General features: G+C 41.2%; 16 protein-coding genes. All 16 read right to left on the bottom strand.

Annotated elements, in window-relative coordinates:
- Positions 1-385: 385 nt before the first annotated feature.
- Positions 386-1,126: an SDR family NAD(P)-dependent oxidoreductase gene (locus M1F26_RS16945; protein WP_140171777.1), complete on the bottom strand. Its 741-nt coding sequence runs from the start codon at positions 1,124-1,126 to the stop codon at positions 386-388.
- 1 nt (position 1,127) lies between these two features.
- Positions 1,128-1,379 (bottom strand): acyl carrier protein, encoded by a 252-nt coding sequence (locus M1F26_RS16950; protein ID WP_004259523.1) that lies wholly within the window; start codon positions 1,377-1,379, stop codon positions 1,128-1,130.
- 19 nt (positions 1,380-1,398) lie between these two features.
- Complete coding sequence (locus M1F26_RS16955; RefSeq protein ID WP_047755905.1) at positions 1,399-2,208, bottom strand: MaoC family dehydratase; 810 nt, start codon at positions 2,206-2,208, stop codon at positions 1,399-1,401.
- A complete protein-coding gene (locus M1F26_RS16960) occupies positions 2,205-3,458 on the bottom strand; it encodes a beta-ketoacyl-[acyl-carrier-protein] synthase family protein (RefSeq protein ID WP_094962371.1) in 1,254 nt (417 codons plus the stop codon). The genes M1F26_RS16955 and M1F26_RS16960 overlap by 4 nt, the downstream gene beginning before the upstream one ends.
- A complete protein-coding gene (locus tag M1F26_RS16965; RefSeq protein ID WP_140171884.1) occupies positions 3,455-4,867 on the bottom strand; it encodes an efflux transporter outer membrane subunit in 1,413 nt (470 codons plus the stop codon). The genes M1F26_RS16960 and M1F26_RS16965 overlap by 4 nt, the downstream gene beginning before the upstream one ends.
- Before the next feature lie 2 nt (positions 4,868-4,869).
- Positions 4,870-6,843, bottom strand: a complete 1,974-nt coding sequence (locus tag M1F26_RS16970; RefSeq protein ID WP_004907673.1) for an ABC transporter permease — start codon at positions 6,841-6,843, stop codon at positions 4,870-4,872.
- Positions 6,843-8,024 (bottom strand): efflux RND transporter periplasmic adaptor subunit, encoded by a 1,182-nt coding sequence (locus tag M1F26_RS16975; protein WP_004907670.1) that lies wholly within the window; start codon positions 8,022-8,024, stop codon positions 6,843-6,845. The genes M1F26_RS16970 and M1F26_RS16975 overlap by 1 nt, the downstream gene beginning before the upstream one ends.
- Positions 8,021-10,222, bottom strand: a complete 2,202-nt coding sequence (locus M1F26_RS16980; RefSeq protein ID WP_140171778.1) for a peptidase domain-containing ABC transporter — start codon at positions 10,220-10,222, stop codon at positions 8,021-8,023. The genes M1F26_RS16975 and M1F26_RS16980 overlap by 4 nt, the downstream gene beginning before the upstream one ends.
- A gap of 6 nt (positions 10,223-10,228) precedes the next feature.
- The gene (locus tag M1F26_RS16985; RefSeq protein WP_140171779.1) at positions 10,229-11,185 is read right to left on the bottom strand and encodes an ABC transporter; all 957 of its coding nucleotides are present in this window, start codon (positions 11,183-11,185) and stop codon (positions 10,229-10,231) included.
- Positions 11,182-11,868, bottom strand: a complete 687-nt coding sequence (locus tag M1F26_RS16990; RefSeq protein WP_227528845.1) for a thiol:disulfide interchange protein DsbA/DsbL — start codon at positions 11,866-11,868, stop codon at positions 11,182-11,184. The genes M1F26_RS16985 and M1F26_RS16990 overlap by 4 nt, the downstream gene beginning before the upstream one ends.
- 79 nt (positions 11,869-11,947) lie before the next feature.
- Positions 11,948-12,145 (bottom strand): DUF4762 family protein, encoded by a 198-nt coding sequence (locus M1F26_RS16995; protein ID WP_004259555.1) that lies wholly within the window; start codon positions 12,143-12,145, stop codon positions 11,948-11,950.
- A gap of 110 nt (positions 12,146-12,255) precedes the next feature.
- Positions 12,256-13,926, bottom strand: a complete 1,671-nt coding sequence (locus M1F26_RS17000; protein WP_140171781.1) for an O-antigen ligase family protein — start codon at positions 13,924-13,926, stop codon at positions 12,256-12,258.
- A gap of 10 nt (positions 13,927-13,936) precedes the next feature.
- Positions 13,937-14,500 carry a fimbrial protein gene (locus tag M1F26_RS17005; protein WP_227528846.1) on the bottom strand — a complete coding sequence of 188 codons (564 nt, stop codon included), beginning with the start codon at positions 14,498-14,500 and terminating at the stop codon, positions 13,937-13,939.
- 8 nt (positions 14,501-14,508) lie between these two features.
- Complete coding sequence (locus tag M1F26_RS17010) at positions 14,509-15,630, bottom strand: fimbrial protein (RefSeq protein WP_140171783.1); 1,122 nt, start codon at positions 15,628-15,630, stop codon at positions 14,509-14,511.
- 2 nt (positions 15,631-15,632) lie between these two features.
- Complete coding sequence (locus tag M1F26_RS17015; RefSeq protein ID WP_140171784.1) at positions 15,633-16,247, bottom strand: fimbrial protein; 615 nt, start codon at positions 16,245-16,247, stop codon at positions 15,633-15,635.
- 10 nt (positions 16,248-16,257) lie between these two features.
- Positions 16,258-17,010 carry a molecular chaperone gene (locus M1F26_RS17020; protein ID WP_109912784.1) on the bottom strand — a complete coding sequence of 251 codons (753 nt, stop codon included), beginning with the start codon at positions 17,008-17,010 and terminating at the stop codon, positions 16,258-16,260.
- Positions 17,011-17,043: the final 33 nt, after the last annotated feature.

The following is a 17,043-nucleotide window of genomic DNA, read 5'->3' on the forward strand; positions in this document are numbered from 1 at the left end:
AAGTTTTAAAATGGCTTTTTTGAAATTTATTTTTATCTTTAATTTATTTATCGACTTCCAATTACCATTCTATAACCGAGGCACCGTGAGGTATTGTGCACGATCAATAATCCAATATAAATTGTGTGGTTTTAATGCGTTATATCGAGTCATTCAAGCCAGATTAAAATTAATATAATTATTTTTAATGTTTAATAATGAATTAAATTGAAATAAATATAATTCCATTCTTCTTTAACTTGAGTTTACTGTTTTTCATTTATTTCCGAGTCTCAATTCATAAAAATCCCCTTAAACGAAAATCGACTAAGACGTTTAAGGGGAAATATAAAATATAAATTATCGAGTGAATATTTGTTCTGCTAACAGCACTTAAAACGGGCAATTACGCCGTTAATCCACCATCTAAGACCAATGTTTGACCTGTTAGGTACTGGCTGCTATTGCCAATCAAAAATTCAACTAGCTCTGCCACTTCTTGGGGTTGCCCTAAGCGGCGTAACGGGATGTTTTGGCACATAGCTTTTAATTTAGCTTCAGGCATTGCACGGGTCATATCACTATCAATAAGCCCCGGAGCAATACAATTCACACGTAACCCAAAACGCCCGACTTCATGAGCCAATGAACGCGTCAACCCCATCATCGCTGATTTACTCGCCGCATAAGCTGTTTGGCCAATATTGCCTTTTAACCCAGTAATTGATGACATCAATACGATTGAGCCGCTCCCCGCCATCAACATTGCAGGTAATAATTTACGGTGCCAATTCATCACGGAAATGACGTTATTCTCTAGCACATCTCGCCAGATTTCAGCATTTTGATGAATATGTAAGGCGTCCCTAGTGATACCCGCATTATGAATAATAGCCGTAGGAGCCCCAAATTGTTCCAATAACGAGCTAGAAAGCGCGTCAACTTGTGCTTCATTCTTACCATCACACGGGGATCCTTTCACCCATGTATCTAAATTGGAGTTTTCAAGATTCGCTTGTGTTTCATTAACGCCATCAACGCTACGCCCAGTAAAAACCACATTCCAGTGGCGTCGCAATTCACTAACTAGTGCGAGCCCAATTCCCCGGCTTCCTCCCGTCACAAGTATCCATTGATTATTTGCCATTTTAAGATTTCGACTCCTTATCAATATGTTCACACAGCGCTTTCACCGAAATTTCTGGATGTTCTAGGAAAAATTCCGCATCTAAAGCAACATTAAAGTCACGTTTAACAAGCACCATAAGTTCAACATAATCTAAGCTATCGAACTCTAACTGGACTAAAGTCATCTCCGCATTCAACTCTTCTGCTTCTAAATCTTTTGCATCACAGATCATGTCACTAATTTTGATATAAATTTCTTGATATTGGCTCATTTGTTTTATCCTTGCATTCTTATTGAGTTATTGAATTAACTTTCAATGTTATTGAATTATTTATTATTTTTTCTCTGTAGCGGGCGGCGATACTAATACTCACTAATCGACCACTCTCACTATCCGCGATCACTAAGGCCGGCAAAATACGTAGGTAAATAGGCTCAGGAGAGGTGATAGGAGCCCATTTCGTTAGAAGTTCACGGTCAAACACCACCTCTTGGTGGGTTTGTACGATAGGATAACGGCAAAAAATATCTTTCAATGTTGAGCCGACCGGCAACCATTGTGCGATCTCTTGTTGTTCAAATAACGAGCTATCATGAATTAAGTACCAGAACAAAACTGCGTCAATAAACTGCCATTCATACATTTCGTTGGAAAACTGAGAAAATATTGACTGCAATTTCACCATCTCTGCGGTCGAAATCATTATTTCATTGGCGATTTCATGTAATACCGGTGGAGGGGTGAGCGACAATTGGCAAGTTAAGCAGTTTTGTTGCTCATCAGAAGAGAGTAAAGCCACCGATCCCGCTTTATTTCGTGCAACTAATTGATAATCTTTATCGTTCCATAGCGGATTGCGTAACCGCACGACACATTTGATAAACTCAGGGGCGGTAACCTCTTGTGAAGCCAATAATGGGTGATTTAATGACTCACTCGCGAATTGTTTCACATCGAGTAGTGCACGCATGCCATGCACACTCAGTTGATCTCCGCCCTTCGCTTTGACCCATTCAAGGTCGAAATGAATCGGGTTATCATCACCAGAAAATGATGCCCACTGTTTTGCATCCTCAAGGGTATAACGTAACGTTCTCATAACGCTTTCTCTAAAATCAGCGCCGCGTTTGCCCCACCGAAGCCAAAACTCAGGTTTAGTGCACGCTTAACTTCACCAATACGGTGTTCGTTAGGAATATAATCGAGGTCACATTGCGGGTCCGGGTGATGTAAGTTAGCGGTTGCGGGCATCACGCCATGCGCCATCGCTTGCAAGCAAATAATGGTTTCAAAGCTACCAGCAGCGGCAATTAAATGTCCCGTATAGGATTTCGTACTGGATATTGGGACTTGGTAAGCTGCCGCACCTAATGCCTTTTTCAATGATTCTGTTTCATTTAAGTCATTAAGAGCCGTTGAGGTTCCATGGGCATTGATATAATCGAGAGATTCAGGAGCAGCTCCCGCTTGTTGTAAAGCCATTTCAATGGTTTTCACTCGGGCAACACAATCTTCTGCTGGTGATGTAAAATCAAAGGCATCAGAAAAATTTGCATACCCTGTAATCTCGCCCAAAATGGTGGCGCCACGAGAAATAGCGCTCTCACGCTCTTCTAAACACAATACGGCCGCACCTTCAGAAAGGACAAAACCACTGCGATCTGCGCTAAATGGGCAACTGGCACGAGTCGGGTCTTCCGCTTCACGTGTTAAAGCACCAAGAACATCGATATTCCATACAGCACAATCTGTCCGCAAGGACTCCCCTGCACCAGCGAGCATCATATCGGCTCGTCCATGACGAATCGCTTCAAAAGCATCACCAATCGCAATAGTGCCTGTCGCACAAGCCGCGATGGTCGTGTTTTGATATCCACGCAGGTTCCAAAACTGGCTGCAAGCCGCCGTTGTCACATTTGGCATTGCATAAAAACAGTTGAAAGGCGAGGTCATCCCTGTCGCTTCGAATTCACTGACTGACATATAACTTTCATCAAGCCCTGCCCATCCTGTTCCCATAATTACACCGCACATCAGTGGGTCATAAAAATCAGTTAATGGCGTGCCTGCGAAGGCCATATCCATGGCTTCTCGCGCTGCCCCCAAGGCTAAACGCGTATGGCGTGGTAAACGACGACGAATAGCCGCGGGAACCCCTTTTAAGCTAGGTTCATTATCAATAAGCCCTAAAAAATGGCTGTGGATATTTTGCGCGGTTTTATCAACGTAACGATAACCGAGCTTTTTATCCATAATTGCTTGCCAACATGCCGAAGCCGTATCACCCAGAGGAGTGACAGCCCCATAGCCTGTGACAACAACGCGTTTAAAGTGAGATTTTTGGTTCATAATGGGTTGTCCTCCTGTCGAGCGCTATCGCCACCTTGTGCTAGCCAAAGTTGTAGCGTTGCATAAAGATAATCGTATTGATTTTGCGCTAATGAGTTCTCAATAGTTAAAAGGTCATCTTGCGCATTAAGCAGCGTTTGATAATCCACAGCACCGGCTCTGTAACGACTGTTGGTTAGTTTTAGTCGCTGCTGGCTAAGTGATAATGACTGCTGCAATTGCTGACGAATTTCATCCGCGGCAAAACGGGCCTCCATCGCATTATCGACTTCTGACAAGGCGGTATAAGCCGCACTACGAAATGCCACCGCAGCTTGTTGCACTTGTAAGTCGGATTGTTCAATGGTCAATTTCACTGTGTTCCACTGAATAAATGGCAAAGAAATCGAACCCCCAACAACCCGTGTCGGGTCACTAAACCATTGAGAAAACAGCTGGCTACCCGCATTAAGCGCACCTTGCAAAGACAGTGTCGGGTAGAAGCTCAATTTAGCAGCGTCAGAATCAGCAAGCGCGGAACGTAAACGTGACTCGGCGGCTTGAATATCCGGCCGCTGTGCTAATACGGCCAACGGTGTCGCGTTAAGAATTTCAATCCGTTGATTTCGATTAAGTGCGGTGAGCTCACGCACATGTTGCTCTGCAGGGCGGTTTAACAATAGCGCTAATGCATTACGGGAGCTGTCACGTTCTTTAATGAGCCGTCGTAATTCATTTTTTCGACTAATCACAGTTTGCTGTGATTGTAAGAAATCCAGCTGGCTAACTTTTCCTGCCAAATACCATGACTTAATTTGCTGCTGACTTTTTTCTGCAATCTTTTGGCTCGCAATCAGGTTATCAATCTGTTGATTTAACAGCGCAATATTCCAATATAATTGTGCTGTCGTATTAATAACCACTAATGCTGTTGCATGGTAATCCTGTTCGGTTGCTATAGCTTCCCACTCATTCTTTTCACGAATACGTGCCAGTTTTCCCCATAAATCGATTTCATAATTTAAGGTTAGATTTGAGCTATAGCTTTCTTGAGGGGAGGTTCCATGACGTATAGATTTTGTATTACTTGCTGACCCCCCAAGGGAGAAATCTGGGGTTATATTGGTATTTGCTAACCCAGCAGTACTTCGCGCAAGCTTTAATTTAATTGCCGCTGTGGCTAAATCATTATTATTTTCTAATACCTGATTGATCAGTTGGGATAGCAGAGGATCTTTAAACTTATCCCACCAATTTCCAGCAACATTCCCCCCCTGCACTGACGTAATCACGTCATTCGCACCAGATTGGCGTATTTTATCATCCCATTTCTGAGGCAATGTGAGTTCAGGGCGTTGGTATTCGGTACGCGTAAAACTGCCGCAGCCATTAAGCAAAAATAAAGCAGAAATAATATAAAGTGATTTGATATTCATTCGCGTGCCAATGCCTCCGTTGGGTTGAGTTTGGCAGCCCGACGAGCAGGAAAATAACCAAAAACCAAACCAATTAGAGCGGAGAAACCGCACGCTAATAAAACGGGGAACAGAGTAAACACCATCGTAAATTCAGTGGTGAAATAAGAGAAAATCCACCCCGTTAACCATGAACCGACAATACCAATTAAGCCGCCAAGCGAGCAAATCATCACAGCTTCTATCAGAAATTGGTTCATAATATCTTGAGGACGCGCACCGACGGAAAGGCGGATCCCGATTTCATGAGTTCGTTCCGTTACAGAAACCAACATGATATTCATCACCCCAACGCCGCCAACCAATAAGGAAATAGCGGCAATCGATGTGATCAGTAATGACATAGAATCGGATGTTTTTTGTAATGCATTGGCGAGTTGGTCATCCGACTGAATAAAAAAGTCCTTTTTACCATGTTCGCGTAATAACAAACGCTCAACCTGTAATTCAGCTTGCTGAGAGGTTAAGCTTTCAGGGAAGCGCAGTGAAATAAACTCAATAGGTTTGTCCCCGACCACACGTTGCTGTAACGATGAGTAAGGTACCCATCCCATAACAAAGCCACTCGACATTTTGGGCCCCGGTTTACGGGCAATACCAATAATTCGCCATGGTGAATGGCCAATCTGCACAATTTGCCCTAACGGTTCTTCTTCTGGCTGAAAAAGTACTTCTCGGCTTCCTTCATCCAATACAATAACGGGTTCACTGTCAGCCATATCGAGCGTACTGAATAAACTGCCATGTAAAAGCTGAAACCCTTGTGCCGCAAAATACTCTTCTGAAACACCATTAAGCATGATGGAGTTATCCAAGCCTTTATTAACGACCATCGTCATGCTACTCGCGACGGGAGAAACAGACTCAATCCATGGCAGTTGCTTTAGGCTTTTAACATCATTTAACGATAACGCACGCTCCATATCAGGCCGCTTTGCCCCCCACCCAGTACCGGGGCGAATTTCCAGTGTCGTGCTACCAAGCTTCCCGATTTCATCCATGATGGAGCGTCTTGCACCTTCCCCCACGGCCATTGATGACACCACAGAAGAAATACCAATGATAATTCCCAACATCGACAAAAATGCACGCATACGATGACCGAGTAAGGCCCGCCATGCCATACGAATGGACTCAATAATATTGCGCCACACCGATGCACGGCCATTATCTTCAACAGCAGGAAGCTGGTGCCGTTGTTTTGTGTCTGTCTGTGCTTGGTTCTGCTTATCAGAAACAATTTTTCCATCACTAATTTCAATAATTCGCTGAGTTTGCTGAGCGATATTTTGGTCGTGGGTCACAATCACAACAGTGTGCCCATCGAGATGAAGCTGATGTAAAATATCCATCAATGCATGGCCACTGGCGCTATCTAATGCCCCTGTAGGTTCATCTGCAAGAATGATTTGTGCACCATTGACCAAGGCGCGACAAACACTAACACGCTGCTGTTGCCCACCTGATAGCTGATAAGGTTTGTGATCCAAGCGTGTTTGTAACCCTAACTTTTCTGCTAATAAAGCAACTCGTGCGCTCCGCTCATCTTCTGGCATTGCCGTATACAAAGCAGGGATAGCAATATTTTCCTCTGCAGTCAGGTAGGGCATCAGGTGATAACGTTGAAAAATAAATCCAAGATATTGGCTACGTAATTCCGCCAGTTGGTCACTGTTCACCTCATGAACCGCAATCCCATTGATAAACACTTCTCCTTGAGAAGGCTTATCTAAACAACCAATGATATTCATCAGAGTCGATTTACCTGAACCTGATGCGCCAATGATAGCGACCATTTCTCCTTGGTTAATTGATAGCGAAATATCATTCAAAACAGGAATAGTTTGCGTACCTGCTGAAAACTCACGGTAAACATGATGAAGTTCAATCAGAGGGCGGGTAAAAGATACATTTCGTGTCGTCGCCATCATTAACTCGCCACATTATCTGATTGAATAACAACGTGTTCACCCTCGCTAATCCCCTCAAGTACTTCGACGAAATGGCGATCATTAATCCCCACTTTGATAGTGCGAATTTCCGGTTTTTCATTGTTGATCACGGTCACTTCATATTGGTTTGCACCTACCGCTCGCCCCAGTGCACTAACGGGGAGTCGTAACGCATCTTTCGCTTGTGCAACACGAATAAATACTTGAGCTGTCATTGATGTCTTTAATGCACGATCGGCGTTATCAACCTCAAATGTTCCGTTGTAATAAATTGCACTGTTCTGTTGCCCTCCAGAATTATTGTTATTTTCATCAAGCGCTTCGGGAGGAATAGGTTGAACATACCCCATGGTACTTTCGTAGTGCGTTTCAGGGTCCGCAATCACATAGAATGTGAGGGGTTGGCCTGGGCGAATTTTTTGAATATCCGCTTCCGAAATTCGTGTCTGAACCTGCATTTTATCTAGGTTCGCCAGCACTAAAATGGTCGGTGCTGTCTGTGAAGAAACGATGGTTTGCCCTTCGTTCGCCACAATACCCAGTACTTCGCCACTAATCGGCGCGATGATCCGTGTAAAATTGAGGTTAGCTTGTGCAGTTTGCACGTCCATTTCTGATTGCGTGATTAACGCCTCATTGACATTAACCTGCTGTAATTGCGCCTCATATTGGGCTTGTGCTTGTTCATATTCACTGCGAATACCAGAGCCATCTCTCTGCATCACCACTTGGCGCCGATAGGCTTTGATATACTGTATTAATGTCGCTTCTGCAGCCCGTTTTTGCGCCTGAGCACTGGATAACCGAGCGGTTGCATTTTTGAGCTCAGACTGCTGGATAGTTGGGTCGATTTCTGCCAACAATTCCCCTTTAACTACTTTGTCGCCTTGTTTTACATACAGTTTTTTGATTTGCCCGTTAACCTGAGCCCCTACGTTAACTTGCATTGAGGGCTTTAATGTCCCCGTGACCATGACAACTTTTTCAATATCGCCACGTTCCACCGATAAAATTACGTTTTCATGCAACGCTGGCGCGGGTGATTGCCAAACAAAACGGCCGATCACCACGATCAGCACAAGTAGTGCTACCAACCCACCTAAAATGCGTAATCGTTGAGTCGTTAAACCCAATTTTGGTGCTACGTGGCGAGAGGTCATGAGGGAGTTCCTTCCATTGCCGCTAACAAAGAAGGTTCAGGTTGAGGCGTACCTGTTGTCACACAAGGGGCTTTATTAGGGCTGTTCTCAAGACTTAATTTCCCATCAACTATTCGGTAAAGTGCATCGAAATTAGCCGCCAGCTCTTCACTGTGAGTGACAACAATCAATGTCTTACCTGTTTTCTGGCAATGTGACTGAATGGTCGCCATGACTATTTTCGCCGTTTCTTCATCCAAATTGGCGGTGGGCTCATCCAATAACAAAATAGGACGGGCACTATATAACGAACGAGCCAATAACAAACGTTGACGTTGCCCAAGTGATAGCGCCGCATGGCTTTCTCTTATTAACGCATTAACCCCACCAGGTAATTGATTAATCACTGCACCGAGAGCCAGTTTATCAAGCAACACTTCGACTCTTTTTTTATCTTTTTCGCGGAAGTTAGGGTCAAATAGCGTGATGTTATCTAAGACGGTCGCATTAAATAAAATATCTTCTTGGCTTTGCAAGCAAACCAATTGCGTAAGCTGCTGCACACTGACAACCTCACCGTTGGACTCGCATACTCCTTGCTGTGGGCTGAATAAACCCGCGATTGTCCGTAATAATGTGCTTTTTCCTGCTCCTGACTCCCCAACAATGGCAACCTGCGTACCTGAAGGTAAGTCTAATGACACATTATTTAAAATCGGTTTCGCAGGGTCATAACTGAAATGAATCCCATTGAAAGATAAGTGAGGGGCTTTTCCTAGCACTGCGGCTTGTTTTTCGTGGAATGGCGCGGTGTCCTGCTCACTTTTCTTAGGGAATAAAGAATGGGCACGTGTATCAATAATATGCAGTTGCGACTTATGGATAATCGCATAAAAAATACGCGTCACATAATTGGTGAAAATTTGACGCAAGAAACTATAAGCAAAGAAATCCCCCAAAGAAATTAACTCATTGGCCACCATGGGTAAAACCACTAACATAAAAATGACCATCTCCAAACTACCGGTTAATTGATAGATGCCATCTTTAATTTGTTGATACACATTTCTGCGTTGCATACAGGTAAACAATTCACGGCTTAACCATGCAAATTGCGCCTTACGCTGATTTTCTATCCCTGCTGTTTTTATGGTCAGAATGCCCTGCAGCGTCTCCATAAAAAAGTCATTTAATTCTGCTGATTTTAACTGTAACTGCTGGGTATACCACCGATCACGAATAATCGCCCATACGCTAATTAAGCCCATCACGGTAACACCCGCAGCTGAAATAGCCGCTAATACGGGTGCAATCCAAAACATGGTACCTAATGCTATCGCACAAATAACCCAATCCGTTCGTAGCCCGTTATCCAGCTCAATTTTTTCGGTTAATGCCCCCTGCCAAGCGACAAAACGGCTAAAAACATCCCCGGGTGCGCGTTTTTCAAAAAATCGCAATGGATTACTCAATAAACGAGAAAAACCAACCCCACTTTTAATCAACACAAAGTGTTTTACGAATCTCTCACTCAGCATTCTCACACCAAGGGCTAATAGTGTTGCAACCACAAAGGCAACAATAAACCAGCCATAAGGGAAAATGGCATTTTTGGCGTCGGAAAAGGCTTGGTTGATTGCATTGCTCACCATGGCTGGCATTAAAAATAACGTTAAAGAAACCAAAAAAGCGAATATCATCAACCAATAAACACCGCGAATCTCTGAGGTTTCTTTCAGGCTCATTGCATGAGGGGCTTTTTTCCCAGCCCCATCATTTTTGTCTTCTGGTGCTAATGATTCAATTTTTTCCAGCGCGGTATCCGGTTCTAAAATTAATGCATAACCGCTGATTTCCGCTTTTAATGCAGAGAAAGGTAACCATTGCTGCCCAATTGCAGGGTTCATCACACACACGTTATTTCCTTTGCGATAAGCAAGCAGCACAAAATGGCTTGCTCCGTAATGTAAAATAGCGGGAAGTGGTAAACTATTGAGCTCTTGGTGCTCAAATAGCACTGGTGTCGTCGCAACACCGTAATTAGCTAAAATGGACGAAAGGTCAATCAAAGAAGTTCCATGATCCGATGCTGGATACACCTCTCGCAGCGTTTCAAGAGAAACATTGAGACCTTGAGTTTGTGCTAACATCGCAATACATGCTAAGCCACATTCATTGGTTTCTTCTTGAGAAACAAAATTTGGAATAATATTTTTCATTATTATTTAATGGCTAATAAAATAAAGTGAATGGCTATGCCATAAAAGCCAATCATTGGGATAATGACGAACCGCATTTTCAATGATGGCGGGCATTTGAGTTGCAACGTCTTTTGCTGCAACAGGCGGATAAACCTTGATTTTTAAACCGTTTTGGTAGTACAGATGATAAAAAACTACCTGTGCCGAAATCGCACTGGATAAACGCACGACACCATTGTGCAGCTTTGCTGCACGGTTAAATAAATGGCACGATAATTTGCTCGACGCCCCTTCCTCTGTTTGAACCGTGTAATCAGGGGTAATATCAGGGAAAACAATCATATTTTTTTGCCCTGCCGCCGTTTCTGTCATCGCAGTCATTAATTGGCTAGCTAATACTTTATTTCCCTGATGAATAGAACAATAAGATAAATTCACCTGACCTAACTCACGTGCCGAAGCGTTATACTTTTGCTGCTCTGCGCTCGACGAAACCACCACCGTCGCATTCCCAGGAGTCACCCCCGCCCCAACCATGGTGGCTAAAACATCAGAAACCATATGTAACGGAGCAAGTACAACGGGTTTATTTTGTTGGTGTAAAGGCGCAACGACGCTATCAAGTTCAAGGGTACAAACTCGAACTTGCGCCATGATTTTTTGGTTTTGTCCCCATGTGGCTGCCTCTTCCAAAATGAAGCGTCGAACAGCTATCCAGCCCATATTAATATGCCCTTTCGTTTCCATTAAACTACGAAAGTTTTCCGTGGCGACTTTATTCCGATTACGATATTGACGACCTAATAAGCCGACGCGACATAATAAATTGGAGACAAATAATACCGATGTGATATAGCCTCGGCGCAATAACAACCGTAAAAAGGCAAGTCCACTATGATTAAGTTTTTGATATCCTTTTTTAAACGGCATCAAACAGTTTTTCGCTGTAAATACCGTCCAGACAATGCAAAACCGGATCACCGTAACTCCTTATTACTTTTATCTAATAACTCAAGCATATAGGCAGTAAAGTCTGCAAAATCACGGTCTTGGTAAACAACATAGCGTTTATTGATAATAAAGGCAGGTGTTCCAGTAATTTGATAAAATTTGCTAATTTCAAGCATATTTTTTAGACGTTCTTGAACGGCTTGGCTTTCACTGGTTTTTAGGTATTGGATTGAATCAATATTGTGCCGTTTTAACCATTGGTTTAAGACATCTTTATTAGCTAAATCAAGCTTATCGTTGATAACGGCAGTATAAAGATCCTGACGTAATTGAGATTCCACCCCCATCTCTTCCAATGTCGCAAAAATAGGCGCATAGGCAGCCAGCCCCATATTATTATCCATGGCTAAATGAACGACTTTAAAGTTGACATTCTCAGGGAGTGTTTTTTCGAATTGGCTGACATTGTCATGATTTACTGCACAATAATGGCAACCATAAGAAAGGACTTCTATGATGCTATTATTTTCTTTTATTGGACTCAACAGAACTTGTTCACTATTAAATTCAATAAAAGAAGAGCCTTGTGCATCATCATTTGAGAAAGTATTAAAAACAAAAATATGATAGAACAAAACCGTCATGAGTGAAGAAGCAATAATAACAAATAGAGTATAAAGTGTGATAGTTATTGGTTTAAAACGAGTATTCATAACAGTTAATTCCATTCAGGTACGAAAAATACATGGGGATAACTCCCCATGTATCAATTAATAAAAATTAAATTTAATACTATGGAGCTGTTACATCACAGTTTGATGCACCAACAGCTTTCGCTTTGTATGTTTTGTTACCGTGCTTATCAGTACAAGTCGTTACTAATTGGCAAGATTTAACACCACCAACAGTGATGCTCTCGTAAGAATCAGTACAAACTTGTTTTGTTCCACCAACTACAGCAGCAGCTTCGATAGCATTTAACTTTTTCATGTTATTTCCTTTAATATAGATTTTAATTAATAAAACGCCCTATTTATTGATAATTAACACCAATAAATCATTTAGATTTTTAATTAACACACGAATTACTACGTGAATAATTAAAAATTCAATCCTTCTAATTTCTCATTATTATCAAATAAAAAAATCGCTTTTCCTTTGACGCTTTTTGCTTTCTCTTTCTCACCTAATTCATTTAAAACAAGGATCCAAGAAAAATAAACATTAATATCTGGGCAAGAACGAGAATAGCTTTCTGCCCAAGACGAAAATAAATTCAAGTAATAGGGGTTCTGTGTCTCGTTATAGCGTAACAAATACCCCATATTGAGATCCAATTTATAACGATCATTGATTAAGTAATATTTCCACTCGCTATAATCGGGCTCATTCATAGAAAGAAGAAACTGTTGCCCTGTTTTTTCGATATACGTTAAATATTGCTGCGTTTGCAAAGTAAAATACAGCAACCCCATGGATAACAAACCACCTAACGCAATAATTGTTTTCGAACAATACCCTACAATTTTATTTAAATGATACTTTTTAGTTGGAATATCGGCACAACGTATTAGTAGTATCAATACCACCCCATGAGGTATTGATAGCCACAATGGAAACTCTGTCATCATATGAAAAACAATTGGTAACGCAATAACTAAAAAAACATAATTATTATTTTTATTTTTTAATGAAGAATAAAGTAAATACCCACTACCAATAATAACTAACAATATTGCCGCAATACCAACTAACCCACCTTCAACCATCCAACGCAATATCTCATTGTGTGGATGTGAAATAACCTTTTCACTGGTTCCTAGCAAACCACCACCAAAACGCTCTAAAAATACAGATTCAAAACTACCAACCCCAGAGCCAAATAAAATATTTTCGCTAAATAAATATAAACTATGTTGCCATAGCACCCATCTAATATGTGATGTTTGTAATTTACTTTCAGAAAAGTCAGAAATATTAAAACTAACTTTTATTCCATAGCCAATAATAAGACCGATAACAATCGCTATTAAAGAGTAAACAATATATTGACGATGATACTTTGCGAAAAAATAAAAAACAATAACAATTAATAATAAATTTAAATATCCAGTTAATGATTGGGACAATGGCAATACCATGCTCATTAAAATGAGACTCACAATGATAATGGCAAACGCATACCGTGTGACAGTTCTCATTAAAATAAACATGCCTATTGCACTGGCAATACCAACACAAATAAAACTAGAAAGAACATTAACTTGTTGGAATACGCCATATGGCCTATCCCCTGATATCGGAAAAAAATTAAAAACCTGTGCTATTGAATATAGACTCTCAATAATAGCAGCAAATAATACACTGCAAACAATTATTTTCAATACAGTTTCTGAAATATTTATTTGCAATAAAGCTTGATAAAAAAACAACGCCCCCAATAACCAATACGCAGTCAAGTACGCATTAAGCTGGTAATTTTCTGGCGCAAAAAAACACAAGCCTAATAATAAGACTAACCCAATCGTAATATAATTACTCGACTTAGAATAGTATAAGGTTAAATTTTTAATTTGTGTAATACTAATCATCACAATAAAAAAAGCAATAAAAAAACCACTAATTATATTGAATGGCAATGACAAACCTGTTCCGCCCATATTCGGCAGATAAATATGCAATATAATGCCAAAAAATATAACGACAAAAACTAAAAGTACCCATGGATAACTTTCTTTTTTATTATCTTTAATTTTGATTGCAAACATCATGTTTCATTCGTTATTGATAATTTAATGTATAGTATGCAGTGCTATAAAAATTCCCATAGGTAATCGTTTCGTTAATTCTCGCTTCTGGCTCAGCTTCGACATAAGCCTTGAATTGAATTTCCGTATCATTTTTTGCCAAATTTTGCGCTAATGATGGCGTATTCAATTCTATGGGTGTTTCATTTAAGTTTAATAACCCAATACCGATTCCGCTTGCCTCACTTTGGTCACTAATCGCAAGATGGTCAGGAAGATTTTTATTTTCAATTCCATTAAAAGTCACTGTCACCGATTTAAATATGGTCGTATTACAATTCGTTAAATGGATTGAGAAAATTAAAGGTTTCGACTTACCTTCTTTATAAAGGTCTTTAACCGAAATTTGTTGAAAATCAACAGGGACCTTCTCACTTCCCGGCGCTATCTGACATGGCGTAGCAACAACCATGCCTCTGAATGAATAGCTTCCCATATTAGTTGGGATCACACTCGCACTCATCGGCCCCGAGACTAATAAATATAAGCCAATCGACAATAAATATTTTGTACGCTTTATCTGATTATTATTTCGCATGATCGGCCTCATTGGAATTCAGCAAGGATTGTCCCGGTACTTGTAAATTCACCTTCTTCCACACTACTACCAGGCGCAGCTATTGGCGCAGCCGTTAGGTTCCAGGTACCTTGGTTATTAATAAAGTCAGGCACTTGGTATGCTTGATTTGGTTTTACCAATGTACCCGCCACATTATCAGTCACCACAATGCCAAGATTTGTGCGTTTCACGCCGTTTTTTAACGTACCGAAATAATCAGGGTTAAAATCCGCACTGCCTGACGCCCCCGGTAAGAGTGACAGCTTGATATTTAAATCACCTGTCGTAAAACTTCCACCGGTACATTTAACTGGGATCTTAAAGGGCTGAGCATAATTAATTCCATTTAACTGTTCACTCGTATTTGCTACATCAAGAAAATCAATATTAATTGGGTTACCTTCATTAATCGTACACTCATCAGCAACTGTGATAATCCCTGCTCCTAAAACAACCCGAGTTGAAGGGATTGGCGCATAAGCTGTACTGCCATTCGCTGGGCTGCCTTTTTTGGCAAAAACCTGTACCAGCTCAGCTTGGTTGATGGTAATGCCATTAATAATCGGTTTTTTCAGCCTAAACGTGATCGTTCCACTCGACCCTGTCCGTAGCTCGACACCATAATCACGGCTATTAACACTCGGTGGTCTACACTCTATTGGGTCAGAACCCCCATTCCACATATCCTTCACTGGAACAGTGACTTTCTGACCAACCCTTCCCCCTATTTGAATTTCAACTTTTACATCAAAATATTCATTAAGGTTCAGGTACCCCGGGTTTTGCATTGATGTAGGAATAGTTGACATTAAATCAAATGTCATTCCTGAATCAGGACCGGTATTCCCAACCCCTCCTGGATTCATGTAGCTTTGGCAGTAAATATCAAAGTAAGGCCAGTTACCCACATCAAAATTGAATACCGTTTCTGCATCCTTCTCATTAACGAGTAATTGATTATTCATTCTCGCTTCGAATGTATAAGTTCCCCCGTCCGGTATAGCGGAACCGTGAGGATAACCTAAAGCAGATAACGGAAAGACCCCTATTGTGAGTAAACCAGCCACAATAGTCATATCTTTTAGTTTTTTGTTGTTGGATACAAACATGGTTATAAATACTCCAGTTTTAGCCTAACTAATCCGCTAAAAGTTCCCGCTGAAACAGACTGTGCTGTAGATTCCAATGAGGCATTAAGTGTAATGTTGTTATCACCAGGTTTGATCACCCATGAACTTGTTGGCTGATTGACCATTAAGTTTTGATGTTCTTTACTAGAAATACGCAACCCGGCACCTCGAATATCACCTGTCACTCGCACCAGATCAGGGTTAAAAAAATCCGTATCTCCCGCAATGCTCAATGAAACAGCGCTTTCTCCCGTCAAGTAATAACGCTGCGCATTTTGAGTTGCCTCTCCAGCAGCATTCACAAATGACTTGGATGCCCCGCGTTGGCAATCTTTGAGCCGAATATTAAATGCAACAGGAGTACTTCTATCGCCAATGCGGTGAAATTCTCTGGCATTGATGTCACCTAAATCGACATACTGCTCTTGTGTTTCTAATTCAAGAACACAAGGTGATGCATAGACGCTCCCTGTCAAATGCACAGTACTATGTACGTCTAGCAATGTTTGGCGAGACAGCTTTTCATCCGCAATTTCTGCAACTGCGGAGAAACTTCCTAGCCCCAATAACACTATCCCTAAGCACCTAATGTTCATATCAATACTCCTAGCGAATCTGTTGCTCTGGTGGTAACGCTTTACACGTATTTCCGCTACAACTGTATTTAAGTTCTGGATGACCACCATAATCATTCACATACATCATGGTGAAACTCTCGCCTGAACTATTGACCTTAATATCGAGATGCGATTTAGGTGCAATCATCACCCCTGGAAAATCAGTTAGTTTTTTTCCACCTTCTGCCACCGGTTTATTATTAAGGCTAATAATTGTCACAAAATAAGGGGTTGGGTTTTCAGCACGCCAATTATTTCCCTGTTTATAAAATATGACTTGGTCTTGCCAAACTGCACTTTTAGACTCAGGAATAATGGCTGTAGGCCGATAAAATAATTTAATGCGCGATTGCATCGCTAACTGTAAAACATTCGGTTTATCGGGTTTTGGCGGAACTTCGCGCACATTTAAATAAAATAGACTTTCACGATCTTGAGGTAACTTATCTATCTCGGCTGTTTTTGAAACACGAGCAACCCCTTTTTGCCCCCCATTAATGCGCTGTAATGGTGGCAATACAACTAATGGCGATGTAATTTTTTTTCCATTGGCATCTTCAACCCATGACTGAGCAAGAAAAGGAATACTTGAGCTGGTGTTTGATAAATTAGCACTCGCAGAATTTTCATCGCCTGTAATAATCAGTCGCGTTCTATCCAGTGAAATACCTGCATATGATTGCCCTACGCCAACCATCATAACTAGCAAACCACCTACCCATTTATTTATACGAATCGCCATTTTCTCTACCTTATAGAATACTTTTTCAAACTG

The organism is Providencia sp. PROV048, from assembly GCF_033688165.1.
Taxonomy (GTDB): domain Bacteria; phylum Pseudomonadota; class Gammaproteobacteria; order Enterobacterales; family Enterobacteriaceae; genus Providencia; species Providencia hangzhouensis.

Excerpts from the sequence above, each read along its gene's own strand:
- M1F26_RS16945 (WP_140171777.1), bottom strand. The coding sequence starts at position 1,126 with ATGGCAAATAATCAATGGATACTTGTGACGGGAGGAAGCCGGGGAATT.
- M1F26_RS16950 (WP_004259523.1), bottom strand. The coding sequence starts at position 1,379 with ATGAGCCAATATCAAGAAATTTATATCAAAATTAGTGACATGATCTGT.
- M1F26_RS16955 (WP_047755905.1), bottom strand. The coding sequence starts at position 2,208 with ATGAGAACGTTACGTTATACCCTTGAGGATGCAAAACAGTGGGCATCA.
- M1F26_RS16960 (WP_094962371.1), bottom strand. The coding sequence starts at position 3,458 with ATGAACCAAAAATCTCACTTTAAACGCGTTGTTGTCACAGGCTATGGG.
- M1F26_RS16970 (WP_004907673.1), bottom strand. The coding sequence starts at position 6,843 with ATGATGGCGACGACACGAAATGTATCTTTTACCCGCCCTCTGATTGAA.
- M1F26_RS16975 (WP_004907670.1), bottom strand. The coding sequence starts at position 8,024 with ATGACCTCTCGCCACGTAGCACCAAAATTGGGTTTAACGACTCAACGA.
- M1F26_RS16980 (WP_140171778.1), bottom strand. The coding sequence starts at position 10,222 with ATGAAAAATATTATTCCAAATTTTGTTTCTCAAGAAGAAACCAATGAA.
- M1F26_RS16990 (WP_227528845.1), bottom strand. The coding sequence starts at position 11,868 with ATGAATACTCGTTTTAAACCAATAACTATCACACTTTATACTCTATTT.
- M1F26_RS16995 (WP_004259555.1), bottom strand. The coding sequence starts at position 12,145 with ATGAAAAAGTTAAATGCTATCGAAGCTGCTGCTGTAGTTGGTGGAACA.
- M1F26_RS17000 (WP_140171781.1), bottom strand. The coding sequence starts at position 13,926 with ATGATGTTTGCAATCAAAATTAAAGATAATAAAAAAGAAAGTTATCCA.
- M1F26_RS17005 (WP_227528846.1), bottom strand. The coding sequence starts at position 14,500 with ATGCGAAATAATAATCAGATAAAGCGTACAAAATATTTATTGTCGATT.
- M1F26_RS17010 (WP_140171783.1), bottom strand. The coding sequence starts at position 15,630 with ATGTTTGTATCCAACAACAAAAAACTAAAAGATATGACTATTGTGGCT.
- M1F26_RS17015 (WP_140171784.1), bottom strand. The coding sequence starts at position 16,247 with ATGAACATTAGGTGCTTAGGGATAGTGTTATTGGGGCTAGGAAGTTTC.
- M1F26_RS17020 (WP_109912784.1), bottom strand. The coding sequence starts at position 17,010 with ATGGCGATTCGTATAAATAAATGGGTAGGTGGTTTGCTAGTTATGATG.